This is a genomic window from Rugamonas rubra (assembly GCF_900114705.1).
In the GTDB taxonomy this organism is placed as follows: Bacteria; Pseudomonadota; Gammaproteobacteria; order Burkholderiales; family Burkholderiaceae_D; genus Rugamonas; species Rugamonas rubra.
In genome coordinates this window covers 88,081-109,798 of record NZ_FOTW01000022.1, presented here as the reverse complement: position 1 = coordinate 109,798, position 21,718 = coordinate 88,081, and the positions used below count along the sequence as shown (strand labels likewise).

At 69.7% G+C, this 21,718-nt stretch carries 14 protein-coding genes; 2 read left to right on the top strand and 12 right to left on the bottom strand.

All coding sequences use genetic code 11. The features are described from left to right. The first annotated feature begins 34 nt into the window (after positions 1–34). Positions 35–958 (top strand): N-acetylmuramoyl-L-alanine amidase-like domain-containing protein, encoded by a 924-nt coding sequence (locus BM252_RS21935; RefSeq protein ID WP_093389805.1) that lies wholly within the window; start codon positions 35–37, stop codon positions 956–958. Between the two features lie 51 nt (positions 959–1,009). Here BM252_RS21935 and BM252_RS21930 read toward each other — a convergent pair whose 3' ends face one another. The 9 genes from BM252_RS21930 to BM252_RS21890 form a co-directional block, all read right to left on the bottom strand. Next, entirely contained in the window at positions 1,010–3,052 is a 2,043-nt protein-coding gene (locus tag BM252_RS21930) for a catalase (protein ID WP_217429949.1), read from the bottom strand. Between the two features lie 218 nt (positions 3,053–3,270). Next, positions 3,271–4,158 (bottom strand): dienelactone hydrolase family protein, encoded by an 888-nt coding sequence (locus BM252_RS21925; protein ID WP_093389803.1) that lies wholly within the window; start codon positions 4,156–4,158, stop codon positions 3,271–3,273. A 141-nt stretch (positions 4,159–4,299) separates the two neighbouring features. Further along, positions 4,300–5,613 carry an MFS transporter gene (locus BM252_RS21920; protein ID WP_245774383.1) on the bottom strand — a complete coding sequence of 438 codons (1,314 nt, stop codon included), beginning with the start codon at positions 5,611–5,613 and terminating at the stop codon, positions 4,300–4,302. Then, positions 5,610–8,153, bottom strand: a complete 2,544-nt coding sequence (locus BM252_RS21915) for a family 20 glycosylhydrolase (RefSeq protein ID WP_093389801.1) — start codon at positions 8,151–8,153, stop codon at positions 5,610–5,612. The genes BM252_RS21920 and BM252_RS21915 overlap by 4 nt, the downstream gene beginning before the upstream one ends. Positions 8,154–8,223: 70 nt before the next feature. Beyond that, the gene (locus BM252_RS21910; RefSeq protein WP_245774382.1) at positions 8,224–10,818 is read right to left on the bottom strand and encodes a TonB-dependent receptor; all 2,595 of its coding nucleotides are present in this window, start codon (positions 10,816–10,818) and stop codon (positions 8,224–8,226) included. A gap of 83 nt (positions 10,819–10,901) precedes the next feature. Further along, positions 10,902–12,566: a glycoside hydrolase family 3 N-terminal domain-containing protein gene (locus tag BM252_RS21905; protein WP_093389799.1), complete on the bottom strand. Its 1,665-nt coding sequence runs from the start codon at positions 12,564–12,566 to the stop codon at positions 10,902–10,904. 98 nt (positions 12,567–12,664) lie between these two features. Continuing rightward, positions 12,665–13,642, bottom strand: a complete 978-nt coding sequence (locus BM252_RS21900) for an ABC transporter permease (RefSeq protein WP_093389798.1) — start codon at positions 13,640–13,642, stop codon at positions 12,665–12,667. Between the two features lie 40 nt (positions 13,643–13,682). Continuing rightward, on the bottom strand, positions 13,683–15,245 hold the full coding sequence (locus tag BM252_RS21895) for a sugar ABC transporter ATP-binding protein (RefSeq protein WP_217429948.1): 1,563 nt from the start codon (positions 15,243–15,245) through the stop codon (positions 13,683–13,685). Between the two features lie 8 nt (positions 15,246–15,253). After that, on the bottom strand, positions 15,254–16,342 hold the full coding sequence (locus BM252_RS21890) for a substrate-binding domain-containing protein (protein WP_217429947.1): 1,089 nt from the start codon (positions 16,340–16,342) through the stop codon (positions 15,254–15,256). A gap of 257 nt (positions 16,343–16,599) precedes the next feature. Between BM252_RS21890 and BM252_RS21885 the strand changes: the two genes are divergently transcribed. Further along, positions 16,600–17,382, top strand: coding sequence for a helix-turn-helix domain-containing protein (locus BM252_RS21885; protein WP_174900625.1), 783 nt, complete (start codon positions 16,600–16,602; stop codon positions 17,380–17,382). 15 nt (positions 17,383–17,397) lie between these two features. Here BM252_RS21885 and BM252_RS21880 read toward each other — a convergent pair whose 3' ends face one another. The 3 genes from BM252_RS21880 to BM252_RS21870 all read right to left on the bottom strand — a co-directional run bounded on the left by BM252_RS21880 (position 17,398) and on the right by BM252_RS21870 (position 21,687). Beyond that, complete coding sequence (locus BM252_RS21880) at positions 17,398–18,426, bottom strand: L,D-transpeptidase family protein (RefSeq protein ID WP_245774381.1); 1,029 nt, start codon at positions 18,424–18,426, stop codon at positions 17,398–17,400. A 114-nt stretch (positions 18,427–18,540) separates the two neighbouring features. Then, positions 18,541–19,920 (bottom strand): DUF945 family protein, encoded by a 1,380-nt coding sequence (locus BM252_RS21875; RefSeq protein WP_174900624.1) that lies wholly within the window; start codon positions 19,918–19,920, stop codon positions 18,541–18,543. A 114-nt stretch (positions 19,921–20,034) separates the two neighbouring features. After that, positions 20,035–21,687: a DUF945 family protein gene (locus BM252_RS21870; RefSeq protein ID WP_139236665.1), complete on the bottom strand. Its 1,653-nt coding sequence runs from the start codon at positions 21,685–21,687 to the stop codon at positions 20,035–20,037. Between the last annotated feature and the right edge of the window lie 31 nt (positions 21,688–21,718).

Sequence of the window (21,718 nt, the reverse complement as noted above, 5' to 3'; positions counted from 1 at the left end):
CCCGCTTGTTGTACAGTCTTAGACTTTTGAGCCGATGAAATTCCCGCACAAGATCGCGTCGTTCGCGCTGGCCGCGCTGCTGGCCGCCGGCGCCGGCGCCGGCGCCCAAGCGGCGACGACAGCGCCGCCCCCGCCGCAAAAGCAGCTGTTCCAGATGACGCCGGCCGAAGCCGGCGCCTACATCGCCCGGATGCGGGTGGCGGAACCGGACCTGCGCAAGCGCATCGCCGCCATCGGCCGGCGCAACCTCGGCCAGCCCTACGCCTTGAACCTGCTGGGCGAGTTCCCCTACCAGATCCACGACACGCTGCCCCTGTTCAGCCTGGCGCAAAGCGACTGCGTGGTGTTCGCCGAACACACGTATGCGATGGCGCTGTCGCGCAACTGGGAGGAGTTCTTCTGGATGTTGCAGCGCATCCGCTACAAGGACGGCGTGATCGGCGTCGCCAGCCGCAACCACTACACCGAGCAGGACTGGAACCAGAACAACGCCTGGCTGCTCACCGACGTGTCGCGCCAACTGGCCGGCGACTTCGCCGCCTCCTACCAGTTGACGGTGGACCGCCAGCGCTTCCTGCGCACCCAGCACCACACCGAGGTCAGCCTGCCGGTGCAGGTCAGCACCGAATACTACGTGCCGAAGGAGCGCGTCGACGGCGTGCTCGCCCAGCTGGAGCAAGGCGACATGGTCAACGTCGTCTCGCTGCGCGACGGCGCCTACCTGACCACCCACGTCGGCCTGGTCGTCACGACGGCCGACGGCAAGCGCATGTTCCTCCACTCGGCCGAGCCGCAGGTGCGCGAGGAAAGCTTCGAGCAGTTCGCCGCCCGCGCCGCCGAACGCGAACAGCAAAACGCCCGCGCCGGCAGGAACGGGCGCAAGCTGGCCGGCTTCAAATTCCTCCGCCTGAACGACGCCATCGTCGTGCCGCCCGCCCTGCCCCAGCCGCGCCCCTAAGCGACCCTACGCGACCCTAAGCGCCGGCGGACCGGCCGCCGGCGGCGCCGCTCAGGCCAGGGTGCGCACCGACTTCTCCCGGCCCCACTGGCGCGTCATCGCGGCGCGGACGAACGCCGCGCAGTCGGCCGCCGCGACGACGCCCTCGTCGTCCACCACACCGGCCTTCGCCAGCAGGGCGCGGGCGCCGTCGTCGGCCGCGATGGCCTTCAGGTGGCCGAAGGCGTCGCGGACGAAGTCGACGGCGGCGGCCTCCAAGCTCAACTCGGCGCCGGCCTTGGCGCTCAACACGACGGCCACCGCGTCGAACATCACCGACGGCGTGCCGGCCAACTGGGCGTCCACCTTCAGGCGCGACTGGTCCGACAAGGCGACCTCGCCGATGCGGCGGGCGATGATCTTGCAGCCGGCGCCGGCCTGCCTCACCGCCGCGACGATGCCGTCGACCAGCGCGCGGTCGGAACCGTCGGCCACCAGCAGGCCGACGGCGCGCCCCTCCAGCGTCGCCTTCATCTTGCCGATGAGTTGCAGCGCCGGCGACGGCGGCAATTGCTGGACCGGCTGCATGGCGGCCGGCGCCTCCGGCAGCCGCTCGATGCCCAGCCCCGCCGCCACGCGCCCGGCCAGGTCGGCGTCGACATGGCGCAGGTGGCCGACCATCGCCGCGCGGATGTGCGGATGCTCGACCTTGGACAACTCGAACACCAGCGCCGAGGCGATGTGGGCCTGCTCGTGCACGCCCTGGCTGAGGTAGAACTGGCGCGCCTGGCTGTAGTGGTCGCCGAACGACGCGGCGCGGATGCGGCCCTTGGCGCCGTCCGCCGCCACGGCGGCGCTGCGGAAGCCGTCGGGGCGTTCGCGCGGCGTCTCGGTGGACAAGGAATTGGGCTCGTAGGCGACGCGGCCGCTCGGCCGCTGCGTCTGCATATGGCCGTCGCGCTGGCCGTTGCCGAACGGGCATTGCGGCGCGTTGATCGGCAACTGGTGGAAGTTGGGCGAGCCTAGCCGCGACAGCTGCGTGTCGAGGTAGGAGAACAGGCGCCCCTGCAGCAGCGGGTCGTCGGAGAAGTCAATGCCGGGGACCAGGTGCGACGGACAGAACGCCACCTGCTCGGTCTCGGCGAAAAAATTGTCCGGCCAGCGGTCGAGCACCATGCGGCCGATCGTCTTCAAGGGAACCAACTCCTCGGGGATCAGCTTGGTGGCGTCGAGATGGTCGAACGGGAACGCGGCGGCCTGCTCCTCGGTGAACAGCTGCACCGCCAAGTCCCATTGCGGGAACTGGCCGTTGCTGATCGCCTCGAACAGCTCGCGCCGGTGGAAGTCCGGGTCGGCGCCGGCGATCTTGACGGCCTCGTCCCAGATGGTCGATTGCAGGCCCAGCGCCGGCCGCCAGTGGAACTTGACAAAGGTCGACTCGCCCCCCTCGTTGAGCAGGCGGAAGCTGTGGATGCCGAAGCCCTCCATCATGCGCAGCGAGCGCGGCAGCGTGCGGTCCGACATCGCCCACAGCACCATGTGCATGGCCTCCGGGGTCAGCGAGATGAAGTCCCAGAACGTGTCGTGGGCGGTGGCGGCCTGCGGGAAGCCGCGGTCCGGCTCCATCTTGACGGCGTGGATCAGGTCGGGGAACTTGATCGCGTCCTGGATGAAGAACACCGGGATACTGTTGCCGACCAGGTCCCAGTTACCCTCCTTGGTGTACAGCTTGACGGCGAAGCCGCGCACGTCGCGCGGCGTGTCGGACGAGCCGGAGCCGCCGGCCACGGTCGAAAAGCGGGCGAACAGGGGCGTGCGCTGGCCCACCTCGGTCAGCACCTTGGCGCGGCTGAACGGGGCCAGCGATTCGCTCAGTTCGAAGTAGCCGTGCGCCCCCGTGCCGCGGGCGTGGACGATGCGCTCGGGGATGCGCTCGTGGTCGAAGTGGGTGATCTTCTCGCGCAGGATGAAGTCCTCGAGCAGCGTCGGACCGCGCGCGCCGGCGCGCAGCGAGTTCTGGTTGTCGGCAACGGGCAGGCCCTGGTTGGTGCTGAGCGTGCCGTCCGCCTGCCCTTGGTGCCACTCACCGCCGTTGCCGACGCTGGCAGACGGCATGGCGGATGGACTGGTCGCGGCGGCGCCGCCGTTGGCGCCGTTCTGTTTAGCTTTGGACATGTGCAGGCCCTCCGCGAATGAACGACAGCGCGGCGGCTGGTGCTGAATGTGCTTGCATGGGAACGTCTCCTTTGTGTGCGTGCCCAGATAGTGCGGCATTGCAAAGGCGGCGTATGTGCGCAATCGAACGGCGGCGCGAAGATGTCGCGCCGGCTGCCTCAGCCCAGCTTGGCGTGCAGGAAGTCGACCGTGCGCTGCCAGGCCAGCTTGGCGGCGGCGGCGTCGAAGCGCGGCGTGGTGTCGTTGTTGAAGCCGTGCTCGACGCCCGGATAGACGAAGTACTGGTAGGCCACGCCGGCCTCCTTCAAGGCCTTCTCGTAGGCCGGCCAGCCGGCGCGGATGCGCTCGTCGTTGCCGGCGTCGTGGATCAGCAGCGGCGCCTTGATGCGCGCCGTGTCGGCCGGCGCCGGCTGGGCGCCATAGAACGGCACCGCCGCCGCCAGCTCCGGCAGCTCGGTGGCCAGGTAGTTGGCGATGCCGCCGCCGTAGCAGAAGCCGACCACGCCGACCTTGCCGTTGCCTTCGGGCAGCTTCTCCAGCAGGTGCGCGGCGGCGACGAAATCGCCGCGCGTCTTGTTGTTGTCGAGCTTGCCGAACAGGGCGCGCGCCTTGTCCTCGTCGCCCGGATAGCCGCCCAGCGGGAACAGCGCGTCCGGCGCGAAGGCGATGAAGCCGTCCAGCGCCAGCCGGCGCGCGATGTCCTCGATGTGCGGGTTCAGGCCGCGGTTCTCGTGCGCCACCAGCACCAGCGGCAACTTACCCTTGGCCTTGGCCGGCTCGACCAGGTAGCCGCGCGCCGTGCCGTTGCCCAGCGGCGAGGGATACTCGACGAAGCGCGCCTTGACGCGGCTGTCGGCGGCGTCGACGATGGGCGCCGCGAAGCTCGGGCTGAGCGCGCCGAGCAGGCCGGCCGCCGTCGCCCCGCCCACCGCGTACTGCCCCGCCGAGGCGAGGAAGCCGCGCCGCGACAGGCGGCCGTGGACGTATTGGTCGAACAGTTTCAATACTTCGGGATCGAAATCGGCGGCGGTCTGGCGGGCTGGCATGGGGGAATTCCTTTCGTCAATTGATCGATGAAGCGGCGGCGCGCCTGCCAGTGTAGCGCAGCGCGGCCGCGCGCAAACATCGCGCCGGTGGATTTTTTCCATCTATCCATACCCGCTTTCCGAGCAAGGCCGGGGCCGGCCTCAGGCCGACACCGCCCGCCCGGCCGCCGGCGCCTCGTCCCGCGCCGCCGCCTCCTTGCCCGGCAGCGCCACGAACAGCGACAGCAACAACACCGGCACCGCGGCCAACACGCCCCAGATGAAGAAGTGCTGGTAGCCCAGCCACAGCTGGATCTTGCCGCTGACCATGGTCGACAGCACCAGGCCCAGTTGCATGATGCCCGTGCCCAGCGCGTAATGGGCGGTCGGATACTTGCCCGGCGCGACCACCTGCATCATGTACAACACCAGCCCGGTCGAGCCGAAGCCGAAGCCGAACATCTCGACGCAGAGTATGGCGCTGATTTCCAACATGCCGCTGGGCAGGTACACGCTCAGATAGCAAAACGTCAGGTTGGGCGCGTTCATCGCCAGTATCATCAGGAACATCGACTTCCGCAGGCCGCGCCAAGCGCCGAAGTAGCCACCCAGGATGCTGCCGGCGACGAAGGCGACGCTGGCGAAGGTGCCGTAGGCCAGGCCCATGTCGGCGGTGCTCATGCCCAGCCCGCCGTTGCCGCGCGCCTCGATCAGGAACAGCCGGCCGATCGACTGCACCTGCCCCTCGCCGGCGCGGAACAGCACGATGAACACGATCGACAGCCAGATGCCGGGCTTGCGGAAGAAGCTGCCCAACACCTCGGCCGTGGTGCGCGCCACGGTGGCGACGCTGAGCGGCGTGCCGGCGGCCGGCGCCGCGCCCGGCACCGCCCACCAGTGGTACAGCGCCAGCAGGCACAATATGGCGCCGGGCAGCGCCAGCACCAGGCTCCAGGCCGCGTGCACGCCCAAACTAGCCTCCAGCTGGCCGGCCAGCACCACCAGGGCGCCCTGCACGAACAGCTTGCCGCCGTTCCAGAACGTGCCAAGCCAGCCGGCGTAGACGGCCTGCTCGCGCGGCGACAGACTTTGGATGTACAGGCCGTCGGCGGCCACGTCGTGGCTGCTGGAGGCCATCGCCGCCAGCGCCAGCGCGGCCACGCTGAAGACGAAGAAGCCGGGCAGTCGCAGCGTCAGGCCGGCGCCGATCAGCGCCAGCCCGCCCAGCCCCTGGAACAGCACCACCACCGTCTTCTTGTTGCCGCTCAGCTCGAGCAGCGGGCTCCACAAGGGCTTGACCACCCAGGCCAGGCCCAGCAGGCTGGTCCAGTAGGTGATGTCGCCGTTGGCGATGCCCAGGCGCTTGTACATGATGCCGGCCATGACCATCACCACGGCGAACGGCAGGCCCTGGGCGAAATACAAGCTGGGCACCCACCACATGGGCGCCCGCGTCGTAGCGATGTTTGCCTTCACGACGCCGCCTTTCCTGGCATGCCGCCATCGTCGCGATACTGCGCGCTGGCGCCGCGCCTGCCGTCGCGGCCGAAGGCGGCCATGGTCAGCACGCCGCCTTGCCACGCCAGCGGCGCGCGGTACAAGGCCGAGGCCGCGCTCGGCGCGCTGCCGTCGAGCGTATAGCGCAGCGCCAGCCCCGGCGCGGCGATGTTGGCGTGCAACAGACCGTCCTCCAGCGCCAAGCCCGGCGGCGGCAAGCGGTAGCCAAAGCCGCCCAGCCAGCCGTCCAGACGCGGCAGCTCGCGCTGGCCGAGGCGGTTGGCGAACACGTTCCAGTCGGCCGCCATGCGCGCCGCGCGCCGCGCGTCGTCGGCGATGTCGCTCCAGCCGGGGTCGGCCGCCCAGGCCCGCTCGGCCAGCGCCAGCATGCGCGGCAGCAGCAAATACTCGAGTCGTTCGCGGTTGCGCGCGTTCTCGCCGAACAGCTGGCCCTGCAGGCCCAGCACCCGGGCCCGGCCGGCCGCGTCCAGCCGGGTCATCGCGGCGAGCCGCTGCTGGTCGAGCGGCTGGCCGAACACGTCTCGGCGGGCGTCGCGGAAAATGTCGAGCGGGCAGAACTCGAACACCGTGCGCGTCTCGATGAAGCCGCCCCAGTAGTAGCCCGGCTCGGCGGCGTCCTTGGCGTGGGCCAGGTCGAAGTACAGCGCGTTGCCGTTGCCCAGCACGACGGGATAGCCGGCGTTGGCCAACCGGTAGGCGTAGTCCTCGCGCCCGCTGCCCCAGGCGCTGTGCCAGATGTGGGCCTGCACGCCGCCGTCGGCGAAGCGCGGATTGGGCGCCTGCGGCGGCCGCGCGCCCGGCGGCTGGCGCAGCAGCGCCGCCTCCTCCCACACCGCCAGGGCGGCGCCGTGGCCGGCCAGCATGGCGCGGTAGCGCGCCAGGAAGTGTTCGCGCAGCTCGGCCAGCGAAGCGAGGCCGTGCCGGCGCAGGAAGTCTTGGCACAGCGGCGAGCCGGCCCAGGCGCCGTGCGGCACCTCGTCGCCGCCGCCGTGCACCAGCGTCAGGGCCAGGCCGGCCTCGGCGTACATCGCGCGCAGCTCGGCCAGCACGGTGGCGAGGAAGCGGTAGGCCGATTCGCGGCCGATGCACACCACGTTGTCGCGCCACAGCTGCACCGAGGTGTACTGCGAACTGTCGTCCGGGTCGTGCAGCAGGTACTCGTCGGCCAGCTCGGGCCGGCCCTCGGCCAGCAGGCGGCGCTGGCGCCGCTTCATCGACTCGATGGCGGCGCGGGCGTGGCCCGGCAGGTTGATCTCGGCGACGACGGTGATGTGGCGCTGCGCGGCGAAGCGCAGGATCTCGACGAAGTCGGCGCGGCTGTAGTGGCCGCTGCCGGCCGAGGCGCCGGCCGCGCCGGAACCGAACGACGGATACAGGCTGTCGCGCTGGCCGACGCTGAAGCCGCGCCGCGCGCCGTGCTCGGTCAGCTCGGGCAGCGCGGCGATGGCCAGGCGCCAGCCCTCGTCGTCGCTCAGGTGCAGGTGGCAACGGTTGAGCTTGTACATGGCCATGCAGTCGAGCAGGCGCAACAGCGTCTCCTTGCTGGCGAAGTGGCGCGCCACGTCGAACATCATGCCGCGATAGGCGAAGCGCGGCGCGTCGGCCACCCGGCAGTGCGGCAAGGTCAGCGGCAGCGGCGCGCCGGCGCGAGCCTCGGGCGGCAGCAGCTGGCGCAGCGTGGCGATGCCGTTGGCCACGCCGTGCGCGCTGGCGCCGGTGATGTCGACGCCGGCCGGGCCGATCTCCAGCAGGTAGGCCTCGGCCGGCGCGGCGCCGTCGGCCAGCGCCACCGGCCCCAGGCGCAAACGGATGCCGCCGCCGGCGGCCGCGCGCGCCAGGCTCACGCCGGCCACGTCGCGCAGCGCCGCCTGCAGCAGCAAGGCCTCGCGCTCCAGCTCGGGCGGGTGGACGATGTGCGTGTCGGCCCCGATCGGCCAGCCGGCGCCGGCCTGGAACTCGCTGTGCAGCGGCGTCGGCGTGATGCGGCCGTGCTCGGCCTCGGCCAGCAGCGTCAAGCCACGGTTCTCCTCGAAGCGCGAGGCCGGCGTGCTCGACGCCAGCAGGTCGGCCCCGCCCCGGCGGGTTTGCTCGGCGCGGCTGAACGGCACGATGGCCGGATCGCCGATCGGCTCGGCGCGCGCCGCCGCCGTGCCGTCGCCGCGCACCAGATAGAAGCCCAGCGGCGCGTCGGTGGCGCTGATGCACCACTGCGCCGCCGTGTAGCGCAGCACGCGCCTGGCGCCCGGCGCCAGCGCGCCCCAGTCCGGCCCCGGCCGCAGGCGGAACAGGTCGCCGTTGACATGCTCGACGACGGCGCCGCCGCTCACGCCGGCGCCGTCGATCATGCGGCAGGTGTTGAAATACAGCGCCCAGCCGGACGCCGGCAGGGCGGTGGCGCCGTGGTTGGTGATGCCCAGCTCGGCGAGCAGGGTGTCGTCGGCGCGGTTGGCGACGCATTCCCAGGTGATGCCCAGGCTGGCGCCCGTGGTGTGCGGCATGTTCTGCTTCCTCCTACAAGTGGATGGCTTGGCGACAGGCGGGGCGGCGCGCGGCCGCCCCGCCGCCGCATCAGTACTCGACGCCGACACGCAGGCCGAACATGCGCGGATCGTTCCAGGCGCCCTTGATGAAGCCGTTGCTGAAGCTGGCCGAGTTCTTCGACTTGGTGTTGCTCAGGTTCAGCACGTACAGCTCGGCGTGCCAGTACTTCGGCGCGATCAGCTTGATCGACGCGTCCACCGTCGAATAGGCCTTCTGCGAGTCCGAGATGTGCGGATTGTCCAGGTTGCGCAGCGAGAAGTACATCTTGTCCTGCCACTTCAGCGACACCCAGGGCACCACCACGTAGTCGCTGTCGAGCACGATGTTCTGCGAGAAGTTCAGGCCCAGCGTGTACTTCGGCGCCAGCGGCAAATGGTTGCCGGTGACGTCGTAGACGCGCTTGCCCACCAGCGTCGGGTCGCTGCCGCTGTAGACGGCAGGGCAAGGCGCGGCGCCCGCCTCGGCGCGGTAGTCGCAGGCGTAGCCGTCGCTGTAGGTCGGATAGTCGCGCATCTTGGTGTTGATGTAGGAGAACGACGCGCCCAGGCGGGCGCCGCGCCACGGCCGGTAGTCCATCTCCAGCTCCAGGCCGGGGATGTCGACCACGCCGACGTTCTTGGTCATGCCCTTGACGATGACGTCGCAGTTGATGTCGTTGACCGGGCAGGGACCGTCGTGCTTGACCTTGGCCGAGAAGAAGTTGCCCCACTCCTGCTTGTCCTTGTAGCGGCTGTAGAACAGCGTGGCCGACAGGTTCATGCGGTTCTCCAGCAGCTTGCCCTTGTAGCCCAGCTCGAGGTTGGTGACCGTCTCCGGGCCGTAGGGGAAGAAGGTGATGTGCGGGCCGGCCGGGCCGTCGACGCATTGCTTGCCGCCGCAGGCGTCGTCCTGGTCGGCGAAGCCGCCCGACTTGTAGCCGGTCGATAGCGAGGTGTACACCATGTCGTTCGGGTTGAGTTGCTTCATCAGCCCGAGGCGGTAGGTGAAGTGCTTCCAGCTCATCTCGTGGTCGTTCAGGAAGGGCGCCGGATACAGGCCGTAGGCGCCGGTGCCGGCCAGCGGCCCCATGCCCGCCGTCAGGTCGGCGCTGTTGTGCGGCCGGAAGCCGGGCGTGCCCGGCACGCCGGGCTTGAACTGGCCGTTGTAGTAGGCCGCCTTGCTGGCGTCCCAGTCGCCGCCGAACACCTTGCCGTTCTTGTCGGCCTTCGAATCCCAGCTGTAGCGCCCGCCGATGGTGGCGGTCCAGCCCGGCGCGAACTTCCAGTCGGTCTGGGCGAACAAGGCCTTGGCGTCGATCTGCCGGTCCGGCTGGTTGTAGTACTGGCTGATGGCGAAGCCATAGGGCGGGTTGACCATGTACTCCTGGGCGTAGTTGATGGCGTTCTTTTCGTGCATCCAGAAGGCGCCGGCCACGTACTGCAGGGTGTCGAAGTTCTGCTTGAACTGCAGCTCGTGGACGTTGGAGACGTACTTCGAGTCCAGCGTGCGCGAGTTGTTGTCGAGCACCGGCCAGATGCCCCAGTCGCCGGCCGCCGTCAGCGGCAGCCGCGCCGTCACCTGGCTGGCCACCGGATGGTAGCCGGCGTCGTCGTCGGCCTGCTGGCTGCGCTTCTGCACGGCGTGGGCGAAGCCGTACTCCAGCTTGCTCGACGGGCTGATGCTCCAGGCCAGGTTGGAGCGCAGCGTGTCGATCGACATGTCGATCTTGCCCGGCAGGTTGATCTTCACGTCCCACGGCCCGCCGGTGCAGGCGTAGCGGGTGCCGGCGGCCTGCTCGCAGTCCTTCATCATCAGGTTGCCGGCGCCGTTGTTCTGGAAGCGCTCGTAGGCCAGTTGCACCTCCAGCTCGCGGCTCGGCAGCCAGCGCGCCGACAGGCGGCCGGCCCACTCGTTCTTGTTGTTGTAGAAGTCGGCCTTGTCGACCTTGCTGTTGTGGCGCTGGTCGACGTCCGGGATGCCGTCGGCGCGGAAGCCCCTGGACGGCAGGTCGACGTCGGTGAAGTCCTGCGTCTGGTTGATCCAGCCGTCGCGCTTGACCTTCATGAAGGTGGCGCGCAGGGCCAGCGTGTCGCTGACGCCGATGTTCTGCACCACGTTGACCTGGCGCTGGTTGTAATTGCCCAGGTCCAGCTCGCTCTTGCCGTAGGTCTTGCCGAACTCCGGCTTGGCCGGGATGATGTTGATGCTGCCGCCAGTCGAATTGCGGCCGAACAGCGTGCCCTGCGGGCCGCGCAGCACCTCCACCTGGTCCAGGTCGAACATCAGCGCCATCGCGCCCTGCGGCCGGGGCGAGTACATGCCGGCCACGTGCAGGCCGACCGAGGGGTCGGCCGTCTCGGTGAAGTTCTTGGTGCTGATGCCGCGGATGGCGATCTGCACGCCGGAATCGACGGCGGTCGACATCTGCAGGTTGGGCACCGCGCCGGACAGGCCGCGCACGTCGGTGATGCCGGAGCGGGTCAGGCTCTCCTGGTTGATCGCGCTGATCGCCAGCGGCGTCTTCAGCAGCGACGTGGTGTGGCGCGTTGCCGTCACCTTGACCTCCTGGATTTGCTCGGCCGCCTCGGCGGCCCGCGCCGGCAGCGCGTGCAAACAGCAGGCGCCGGCGACGGCGATACTCATCAAGGTTCTTTGCGTCATCAAATCTAACATTTGTCCTATCTCCACTTATCGAATTTTTAATTGTTGACTACTCACCCTTGCCACTACCCCAGCGCGACCCTGCCACCTCCCTCCCCGATGTGTTCGACCTCGCCGCGCCCCTCCAGACAGGCGCGCGCCGCCGCCCTGGCGCTGCATTCGCGGCTGCCGAAGGCGCACAGGTGGCCGGCCAGCGGCGGCGCCGCCGCGTAGCCGTTGCGCAGGCTGACCACCACCAACTGGCGGCCGAAGACCTGCGCCAGGTCGGCCAGCAGCTCGGCCGCCTCGCCTTGCGGAAAGTCCTCGCCCGGCAGCGGATAGTTCTCCACCACCGCCAACACCAGCTGGTCCGGCAGCAGTCGCACGCCGCGCAGCCAGGCGCGCGCGGCGGCGTGGTCGTACACCTGCGGCCAGGCGCTGCCCAGGCCGGCGCCGAGCTGGGCGGCGAAATACTCGAAGGCCGGCACCGCCTGGTTCGGTCCGATGCCGCGGCCGTTGGTCAGCTTGGCGTAGGCCGCCGGCGGGCTGGTCTGCACCACCACCAGCTGGCGCGCCGGCGCCAGCGGCAGGTTGCCGGCCGGGTCGGCCAGCACCTTGACGGCGGCCGCCGCCGCCAGCCGCTCGGTGCGGCGGTGCGCCGCCTCGTCGTAGGGCTGGTGCAGGGCCATGCCGGCCAGGCGGGCCAGCTTGAAGGCCACCACGCGGATGACGATGCGGTCCAGTTCGGCGCGGCCGATGCGGCCGTCGGCCACCGCCGCGACGACGGCGGCGATCATCGCCAATTGCTTGTCGAGGTAGCCACTGTCGTGGTCGTAGTGCTCCTCGGACAGCATAATCATGTCGATGCCCGACTGCAGCGCCAGGATGGCGGCGTCGACCGGCGCGTAGTTGTGCCGGATCGCCCCCATGTTCATGCTGTCGGAGATGACGATGCCGCGAAAGCCCAGGCGGCCGCGCAGCACGCCCTGCAGGATCGGCGCCGACAGCGTGGCCGGGTGCAGCGGATCGATCTGCGGATAGCGAATGTGCGAGGTCATGACCAGCTCGACGCCGGCCGCCACCGCCGCCTGGAACGGCGCCAGGTCCTCGCGCAACAGCGCCGCCAGCGGCTTGTCGACCTGCGGGATCTCGCGGTGGCTGTCGGCCGCCGTGTCGCCGTGGCCGGGGAAGTGCTTGGCGCAGGCCACGATGCCGCCGGCGTGGGCGCCGGCCACCGCCGCCGCGACGTGCATGGAGACCCGCTTGGGCACCTCGCCGAAGGAGCGCGTGTCGATGATCGGCGAGTCGCAGTTCAGGTTGACGTCGGCGCAGGGGCCGAGCACGCAGTTGAAGCCGGCGCTGCGCATCTCCACGCCGAACACCTGGTACATCGCCGCCGTCAGCGTGGTGTTGTCGGCGCTGCCCAGCGCCAGGTTGCCGGGGCCGGTGGTCGACTCCGGCGTCAGCACGCTCCAGGCGCCCTCCTGGTCGACGCCGAGCAGCAGCGGCGGCGCCGAGCGGCGCTGCGCGGCGATGGCGGCCAGGGAGGCGGTCAGCGCGCGCGCCTCGGCGAAGGTGGCGGCGTTGTCCTGGCTCAGGTAGCAGCCGCCCAGGTTGTAGCGCTCGATCAGCGTGCGGGCCGCCTCGGCGTCCTTGCCGGGAAAGGCCAGGATGAACAGCTGGCCGACTTTTTCCTCCAGCGACCAGCAGCCGACGCTGCGCGCGGCCTGGTCGAGAAACGATTCAAACATGTGCGACACTCCAATTTTTAGGCGACAGGAAGCCGGCGCGCTCGCCGGGGGCGGGCGCGGGGCGGTGGAACGGGGGTGGAACAGGTGGCGGGTGGCGGCTAGCGCTTGCGCAGGCGTCCCATGGTCAGCGTCATGGCGCCGATGATGATCAGGCCGCGCAGTATCATCTGCTGGTCGACGTTCAGGCCCATCAGCACCAGGGCGTTGTTGACCATGCCCATGATGAGGGCGCCGACGATGGAGCCGACCACGCTGCCCTTGCCGCCGAACAGGCTGGTGCCGCCGATGATGACCGCGGCGATCACCATCATCAGGTCGTTCTCGCCCAGCGTGTAGCGGGCGCTCTGCATGCGCCCGGCATAGAGGATGCCGGCCAGCGCCGCCAACACGGCGTTGAGCAGCAGCACCTGCAACTTGACGCGCGGCACGTCGATGCCCGAATACATGGCGGCGATCTTGTTGCCGCCGCTGGCCAGCACCTGCTTGCCGAAGGCAGTCTTGCGCAGCAGCACGTGGCCGAGGCCGCCGACCAGCAGCATCCACAACAACAGCACCGGCAGCGGGCCGATGTCGCCCGAGCCGAAGACGAAGGCGAAGCCCTCGTGGTCGAGCGGGATCGACTGCAGCCCGCTGATCCAGCGCGTCACGCCGGCGACGATGCCGCCCATGCCCAGCGTGACCAGGAAGGACGGGATGCCGACGCGCGCCACCAGCAGGCCGTTGAGCAGGCCGCAGGCGGCGCCGGCCAGCAGCGCACCGAGCACGGCGGCGAGCACGCCGTGCGGCAACAGCAGCGCCGCCGTGACCGCCGCCAGCGCCACCACGGCGCCGAACGACAGGTCGATCTCGGCGGCCGACAGGACGAAGGTCATGCCGACGGCCATGATGGCGATCACCGCCGTCTGGCGGGCGATGTTCATCAGGTTGGCGGGGTCGAGGAAGCCCTTGTCGCGCAGCAGCACGGCGAACAGCAACAACAGGCCGGCGAAGACCAGATAGATCAGGTAATTGCGCCAGGCGAAATGCTGGCGCTGCGGCGCGACGACGGCCTCACTGCGGTTGACGACTTGCTCCATCTTTGCTCCCCTTAGAATTGTTATGTGTTGCGCCGCCGGCTCACTGCAACGCCGCCAGAATGCCGGCCGCGCCCTGCCCGGCCGCCAACTGGCCGGCGATGCGGCCGCGCCGCACCAGCAGGGTGTGGTCGCAGACGCCGGCGATATCGTCGTAGTCGCTCGACACCAGCAGCACCGCGTTGCCCTCGGCGGCGAACTGGTCGACGATGCGCAGGATCGCCAACTTGCCCTGCAGGTCGATGCCGGCCATCGGCTCGTCGAGCAGCATGACGCGCGCCGGCGTGCTCAGGCACTTGGCCAGCACCACCTTCTGCTGGTTGCCGCCCGACAGGTAGCGCACCGCCCGCCCGGCGCCGTCGGCGCGCAAGCCCAGGCGGCGCGCCAGCGCCGCCACGCTGCGCCGCTCCTGCTCCGGCACCAGCCAGCGCCACGGCCGCGCCTGGCCGTGGCGCGCCATCAGCACGTTGTCGGCGACGTCGAGCTCGAGCGCCAGGCCTTGGCGCCGGCGCTGCTCCGGCAGCAGCACGATGCCCAGGCCGATCGCCTGGCGCGGCGTGCCTATCGTCACCGGCGCGCCGGCCAGCAGCACCTGGCCCGACTCGACCCGCGCCAGCCCGAAGATTGCGGCGAGGATCTGCGAGCGGCCGCTGCCGAGCAGGCCGGCCAGGCCGACCACCTGGCCCGGATAGACGGCGAAGGAGACGTCGGCCAGCGCCGCCGTGGCCACGTTGCGCAATTCCAGCAAGGGCGTGCGCGGCGCGGCGCCGGCCGCCGAATCCGCCGCCGCAGCAGCAACCGGCGCCGCCGCCGGCCGCGGCGCTCGCTGCGGCCGCTGCTGCCCGGCGGCGCCCGGCGGGCGGCCGGCCATCTCGGCCAGCACCGTGGCGATGCTGGTGGCGGCCACCGCCGCGCAGCTCGCCATGCGGCCGTCGCGCAGCACGCTGACGCGGTCGCAGACAGCGAACACGTCGCCCAGGCTGTGGCTGATGTAGACCACCGCCACGCCCTGCCCCTTCAGGCGGCGCAGCAGCGCGAACAACAGCGCGCTCTCGCGCGCCGACAGCGCGGCGGTCGGCTCGTCGAGGATGAGGACGCGGGCCTGGCGCGCCACCGCCTTGGCGATCTCCAGCAACTGCTGCTCGGCGGCGCTCAGTTCGGCGACGCAGCGCCAGGGGTCGAGGGCGATGCCCAGCTCGGCCAGCAGGCGGCGCGCCGCGCCAGCCAGCGCCGCCTCGTCCAGCCAGCCGGCGGCACTGCACGGCCAGCGCGCCATGAACAGGTTTTCCGCCACGCTCATCGAGGCGATCAGGCTCAGCTCCTGGTACACCATGGCGATGCCGGCGCGGCCCGCCGCGCGCGGCGAGGAGAAGTTGACCGCCGCGCCGAACAACTCCAGCGTGCCGCCGTCGCGCTGGTGGCAACCATTGAGCAGCTTGACCAGCGTCGACTTGCCGGCGCCGTTGCTCCCCACCACGGCATGCACCTCGCCGGCGGCCAACGCGAAGTCCACGCCGTCGAGCACCAGGTTACCGTCGAAGCCCTTGCGCAGGCCGCGCGCGCGCAGCGCCGGCGCCGCGCCCGCGCCGCTCAGGGCGAGGTCCACGGCCGCCGTCACTGGCGCGCCTCGAGCGCCTTGCGCAGCGCCGCCGGCGCCGGCCGGCGCAGCGCCAGCGGCCACTGCTCGGCCAGGTTGGCCGGCGTCACCGGCGTCGCGGCGTAGGTGACGAAGGCCGGCGTCGGCCGCCCCAGCATGGCCAGCGCGCCCATCGTCGCCAGGCTGCGGCCCATGTCGTAGGGCATGTCGCTGACGATGCCGGCCATGTTGCCGCGCTTGACCATGTCCAGCGCGTTGGCCGCGCCCAGGTCCATCGTCACCACCTTGACGTCGCGCCGTCCCGCCGCGCGCAGCGCCGCCGTCACGCCCTCGGCGATCAGGTCCCACGGCGCGTAGATCGCCTTCACCCTGGGGTGCTGGGTCAGAATGGCAGCGGCCACCACCTCGCCGTCGTTGGGATTGGCGATGCCCGGCGCGGCCACCACGCGGATGGCCGGATAGCGGGCCAACTCGCGGCGCACGGCGGCGTCGCGCTGGTTGGTGACGAAATAGTTGGCGGCGTGGTGGATCACGGCCACCTCGCCGCTGCCGCCGATGCTGTCGGCCAGCAGCTTGGCCGCCGCCGCCCCCATGCCGGGCAGATCGTCGGTGACGATGCCGGCGTAGTCGCGGCCGTGGCGGAAACCCTGCGGCGCGTTGCTGATGAAGACCAGCTTGGCGCCCTGGCGCAGCGCCTGGCGGAAGGCCACCGCGCCCGACACCGGGTCGATGACCAGCGAGACGATGATGTCCGGCTTGAGCGCCAGCACGGTCTCCAGATCGCTGCGCTGCTTCTTCGGGTCCATTTCGGCGTCCGTCTGCGCCACCACCTTGATGCCCAGCTCCTTGAACACGGCGCCGGCGCCAGCGCACAGCGCCCGGGAAAACTCCGAGCTGGTGTGCATCAGCAAGGCCGCCGTGTAGCCGCGCCCGCGCAGGGCCGCCGCGTCCTCGGCGCCAAGGCGCACCTGGCCGGGCGCCGTGGCCGCCTCCCCCGCCGGACCTGCCGGCAAGGCGGCCGCCGTCGCGCCGTTGGCGCCCAGCAGCGCCAGCAAACACAGTCGTCGTGCCTTGCGCATGAAACCAGCGTAGATACCAATTTGCATCTCTCGGTCCTTAAAGGGGGAGGAGTTTCGGTGGTGCCGCCCAGTATAACTAGGTGTTGATGGGTGTAGTATAGGTGTTTTATGGGTAGTGTCAACAATTTAATGCCTATTTACCACTTTATTGGTCTATAGGTGGTATCTCAAGCAGGCTAATCGTGGCTTGCCGCCGCCGCGCCCGCCGCAGGCGCCGCGATTGAATCGCCCGGCCGGCCGCCGGCTGGGCTAAAATGGCCGTTGTCGCAGGCCCTACGCACACCATGAACGAAGATCGCAACGCCCAACTCATCCATCAGCTCGAACTGAAGATCAAGTCGTTTCAGTACGTATTGGCGCACCGCCACATCTTCGTCATCAGCTTTTTGAGTTCCGGCGCCATCCTCACCCACAACTACCCCTCGCACGAGAACGCGACCGAGTTGGAGCACTTCGGATTTTTGATCGGCCACGACAACCTGGCCGCCATCAAGGCGCTGGTCAAAACCTCGGTCAGCGGCGCCGACGGCTGGAAGTTTTTCAACCGGGAGTTGAAGCTGCACCTGTTCCGCGTGCAGCAGGACCTATGGCACATCGAGGTCGGCACGCAGGAGGAGGAAACGGACGAGCGCTATCCGAACCCGGACTTCGCCAAGTTCTACAGCCTGACCGAGACGCTCACCGAGTTCCGCGAGTGGCAGAACGGCGGCGAGATCGAGGAGGTGCTCGAGCGCATCAGCAGCCAGCACCTGCCGCAGATCCGCCAGGTCAAGGCGTCGATCCAGGACCCTATTTTGCTGATGTGTTTGGATCTGATCGAGGGCATCGTCGCCTCCGCCGTCAGCGACGACGACGCGCTCGACGCCAACATCTACGCCCTGCTGACGCCGTCCGAGATCCAAGTGGCCAAGTTCATCAAGGTCGGCAAGTCGACCAAGGAGATCGCGCAGAGCCTGAGCGTGGCCTCGAAAACGGTGGAGAACCACCGCAACAGCCTGCGCAACAAGCTGGGGCTGACCAACAAGGGCATCAACCTGCGCAACTATCTGATCAGCCTGTCCAACTAGGCAGGCGCCCCGCCCTCACTCCTGCAGCAACACCACCACCCCGGCACTGATCGACTTGGCCACCGCCAGCGCGTCCCAGTTGGTCAGGCGGATGCAGCCGTGCGACTGGGTCTTGCCGATGTTGGCCGGCTCCGGCGTGCCGTGGATGCCGTAGTGGCGCTTGCTCAGCTCTATCCACACCACGCCGACCGGGTTGTTCGGCCCGGCCTCGATCTTGGCCGCCAGCTCGCCCGGCTTGGCGTCCCAGAACAGCTTGGGGTTGTACTGGTAGACCGGGCGCATGGCCACCGCCCTCACCTGCCACTGGCCGGAGGGCAAGGGATCGTGGGCGCTGCCGGTGCTGGCGGGGAACTGGGCGAACGGCGTGCCACCGGCGTCGAGCAGGGTCAGCGTGCCCTCGACGCTGTCGACCAGGATCTTGGCCGCCTTCGGCAAGGGCGCGGCGGCGGCCACGTTGGGCACCAGGATCTCCTCGCCGCCCCGGCTCAGCGTCTTGCCGGGGTTCAGCCGCCGCAGCAGGGCCGGGCTGCAATGGAAGCGCTCGCCCAGCGCCTCGAGCAGGCTGCCGTAGCCCAGCGCGCTCAGCTTGCTCTTGGCCGCCATGCCGGCCGGCACCGGCACATACGGCCCGGCGACGTCCTGCGCGCTCAGCACGTAGCTGGCCAGGATCGGCGCCTGGTCGGCCGCCAGCAGCGCCCAGGTGGCGGCGTCGACCACGCCGCTCAGCGGCAGCTGCTTGAGCTTCTGGAAGCCGATGATGGCCTGGCGCAGGTTGCTGCCGAAGGCGGCGTCGATCTCGCCGGAGGCGTAGTGGGCGCGGTCGAGCAGCACCTGGGCGCGCAGCACGTGCGCGCCCTTGGCCTTGGGCACCACCGGGGCGGAGAGTTGGGCGGCGCTCAGGCCGTTGAAGGTCAGCAGCGAGTTGTCGGCCGCAGCCGGCGACGGGGACGGCGACGGGGACGGCGACTGGGACGGGGCGGCCAGAACCTGGCCGGAAAGGACGGCGGCGAGCGCCATGCCGCGTAACAATGAAAAGGAATTCAAACAAATGCTCAAGTTGGTTTCAGGGACAGAAACTGCAAGCGCATTCTAGCCTTTGGCACGCCGAACGGCGGGTTTTAATCGTGCGCGGGGGCAACGGTGTTGCGCCGCCGCCAATCAACCACCGGCGAAAACGGCCAGCGACAGGGGCTTGCCGTCGGCGCTCAGCTTGCCGCCCTTGAACTGGATCGTCATGCGCAGCTCGTTGCGCTCGACGCGGGCGAACCCGCCGCCGACCAGCTTGCCGATGAGCTTGGCGGCCACCGCGTCGCTGCTGGCGCGCAGCTTGGTCTCGTCCATGTCGGCGCCGAAATGCGGGCGCGCCATGACGTAGGCCAGATCCTTCGCCAGCTCGACGGGCACGCGCAGGTCGATGTCGGCGACCATTTTCTGCAACAGCACGCCGGGCGTCGCCACGTCGTCCTCGCGCAGCTGGTCGAAGCTCAGGCGCGCCTTCAGCGCCGCCTCGTTGCCGTTGTAGCGCGCGCTCAGCTCGTCGACGATCATCACCACGCCCTGGGTCAGCGTGGTCTTGAGCAGGCGCTCCCACAGGGGCTGCATGAGGCCGCCCCGCTCGTCGGCGGACACCCGGCCGAACACCACCGCATGCAGGCCACGACGGAAATCGCTCAGCGCCGCCGTGTTGACGTTGAGAATGCGCAGCTTCAGACTCACATCCTGCACCGGCAGCGGCCCCGGTTTGACCACGATGGACTGTGCCGCCAGCTGGTAGCGCAGCTCTGTGACCGCGCCGCGCTGGCGCATGTCCGAACGCAGTTCCAGGCCCTGGATGGTGCCGCTACGGCCCTTGTCCACGTCGCTGGCGGCGCCGGCCGGGCCGCCCTCGGCGCTGCGGGCGGAATCGGCCGTTGCGGCCGTTGCGGCCGGCGTGGCCGGCGCGTCCAGGCCGCCGAACATCAGCGTGCCGATGCGATAGCGTTCGCTGCCGTACCAGAGCCCGCCGGGCGCGCGGGTTTGCTTGCTGTCGTAGAACATGTTGGCGCCGAGCAGGGAACTTCCCTCGTTCAACACCGACACCAGCTTCCACTCGGCGCTGCCGCGCTGCCTGGTCTCGGCCTTGTTGCGCAACAGGTCCAGCTTGAAGGCCGACCAGCTGTAATTGCTGCCGCTCGGCGATAGATAGCCGCGTCCGGGGAAACCGAGGCGGTAGCGGGTGGCGCCCTTGCCGGCGGCCACGCCGCTGAACTCGAAGGGCCGCTGGTCGCCGAACACCGACTGCAGATTGCGCCGGGTAGCGGGGCTGTGCTCGAACTGCCGGTAGTTCGCCAGCGCCTTGGCCAGCGTGTCTTCCGGCCCCAACAAGGCGCCCAGGTCGTGGGCGGCGCCGATGGCGGTGGCGAGCAACTCGCCATGGTCGAAGCGCGTGCGCTGCGGCGCGGGCGGCGCCGCCTCCACGGCCGGCGCAGGTGGCGGTTCTGCGGCGAACGCCGGATGGCCGGCCAGCAAGGCGCCGGCCAGCAAAAATATCTTGTTCAAAGCGATCCTTTGGTCAAAAAACGTCCCGCCGACGGCATAGCGGCAACTGCCGCGCGCGCCTTGTCACTTGGAGGGAAATGGCGGGCGGCCGTGGCCGCCCGCCGCGCCGGTTTATTACTTGGCGCGCTCGACCGACACGCCCGGCGGCAGCGCCGGATAGCTGCGGCGGAAGTTGTGCGTCATCGGCGAGCCGACCGGCTTGCCGTCCTTGCTGGCCGGCGTCCAGCGGCAGGCCTTGACGGCGGCAATGGCCGCCGCGTCGAACTCGGCCACCTCGCTGCCCTGCACCACGGTGATCTTGCCGGCGCGGCCGTCGGCGCCGATGTCGTACTGCAGCGTCAGGTTCTTCGCCGCCGCGTTGACGGGGAACTCCGGCCAGTGGCATTTGCCCGGCACTTCGGCCGGCGGCGTGATCGGTCCGCTCATCAGCGCGTCGAGCAGCGGCAGCGTGATGGTCTTGCCGTTGACCACCAGTTTGCCGTCCTTGAAGACGATGCTCGAACGCAGCTCGTTTTTCTCGATGCGGGCGTAGCCGTCGCCGACCAGCTTGCCGATGACCACGTTAGCCATGCTCTCGGCGGCGTCCGCCACCTCGTTCTCGAAGCTCGGCTCGGCGCTGCGCGGCGCCAGTTGCCTGCGCGCGAGCTGGCCGGAGACGTCCTTGACCAAGGCCAGGGGCAGGCGGATCTCGGCGCGCGCCACCAGCTTTTTCAGCAGGCGGATCGGCGCGTCGAAGTCGGCGTCGACCACCTGCTTGAAAGCGAAGCTGCCCTTGAGGGCCACCTTGCTGCCCTTGTAGCTGGCGCTCAGGTCGTCGATCTCCAGCGCCGCGCCCTGCTTGATCAGCGACTTGCCGAAGCGCTTCATCACCTCCAGCATGGCCAGTTGCTGCTCGGCGGCCGGCTGCTTGCTACGGTTCAATTCCTGCAACTCGCGGTTGAACGCAGCCAAGGTCGCCGTGTCCATGTTCAGCACGCGTAGGGCGAGGTTGGATCGCTCGACCTGCTGCTCGGCGACGCTGATCGAATCGATGCCGATGCGGTAGGCCAGGTTGCTGGCCTTGCCGCGTTGCGCCAGGTCGAAGTCGAACTCCACGCCCTTCAGCCAGACCGGGCCGGTGGTGCTCCCGCGCGCCGCGCCGGATTGGCCGGGGCTGGCCACCGTGGCGTTGGCCGAGATGGCGCCGTCGCCGTCGAGCATAACGCCGCCAACGCGCATGTGCTGCTTGCCGTACCAAATCTCGCCGGGTCCACGGCTCTGCTTGCCTTCGTAGCTGACGTCGCGCACCGCCACCGTCATGTCCTGGCCGACAGCGATCAGCGACGACCAGTCGCCGCTGATGCTGCGCCGCTTGTCGCCCTTGTCGCTCAGCACGGCGAGGGTCAGCGCGCTCCAGTTGACGTTGGTGCCGCCCGGCGAGACGTAGTTGTGGGCCGGCAGCGTCAGGACAAAGCGCGTGCCGCCTTTCGACAACGGTGTACTGACCATCTCGAAGGGATGCTCGCTACCGAACACGGCCATCAGCTTCTTCCTGGTGTCCGGCGTAAACTCGAAGCGCCGGTAGCGCTCGGCCGCCTTGGCCAGGTCTTCGTCGGCGCGGAATTCGCCCTTCAGCTCGAGCGCGGCCGCGCTCATGGCGTCGATGAACTCGGATTGCGCCTGCGGCGACGGTGCGGCGGCGGCGGCCGTGACTGGGGCGGCGGCGACGGCGGGGTAGCTGGCCAGCGCGGCGCTCAGTGCGCCCGCCAACAGGAATGATTTTTTCAAGAAAATGCCCTTCGAATAAGATAGGAGACGC

What these genes read in the sequence shown, in the direction of transcription:
- BM252_RS21930 (WP_217429949.1), bottom strand. Translation starts at nt 3,052, where the DNA reads ATGCCGTCTGCCAGCGTCGGCAACGGCGGTGAGTGGCACCAAGGGCAG.
- BM252_RS21890 (WP_217429947.1), bottom strand. Translation starts at nt 16,342, where the DNA reads ATGCAAATTGGTATCTACGCTGGTTTCATGCGCAAGGCACGACGACTG.
- BM252_RS21935 (WP_093389805.1), top strand. Translation starts at nt 35, where the DNA reads ATGAAATTCCCGCACAAGATCGCGTCGTTCGCGCTGGCCGCGCTGCTG.
- BM252_RS21915 (WP_093389801.1), bottom strand. Translation starts at nt 8,153, where the DNA reads ATGCCGCACACCACGGGCGCCAGCCTGGGCATCACCTGGGAATGCGTC.
- BM252_RS21885 (WP_174900625.1), top strand. Translation starts at nt 16,600, where the DNA reads ATGAACGAAGATCGCAACGCCCAACTCATCCATCAGCTCGAACTGAAG.
- BM252_RS21925 (WP_093389803.1), bottom strand. Translation starts at nt 4,158, where the DNA reads ATGCCAGCCCGCCAGACCGCCGCCGATTTCGATCCCGAAGTATTGAAA.
- BM252_RS21910 (WP_245774382.1), bottom strand. Translation starts at nt 10,818, where the DNA reads ATGAGTATCGCCGTCGCCGGCGCCTGCTGTTTGCACGCGCTGCCGGCG.
- BM252_RS21900 (WP_093389798.1), bottom strand. Translation starts at nt 13,642, where the DNA reads ATGGAGCAAGTCGTCAACCGCAGTGAGGCCGTCGTCGCGCCGCAGCGC.
- BM252_RS21905 (WP_093389799.1), bottom strand. Translation starts at nt 12,566, where the DNA reads ATGTTTGAATCGTTTCTCGACCAGGCCGCGCGCAGCGTCGGCTGCTGG.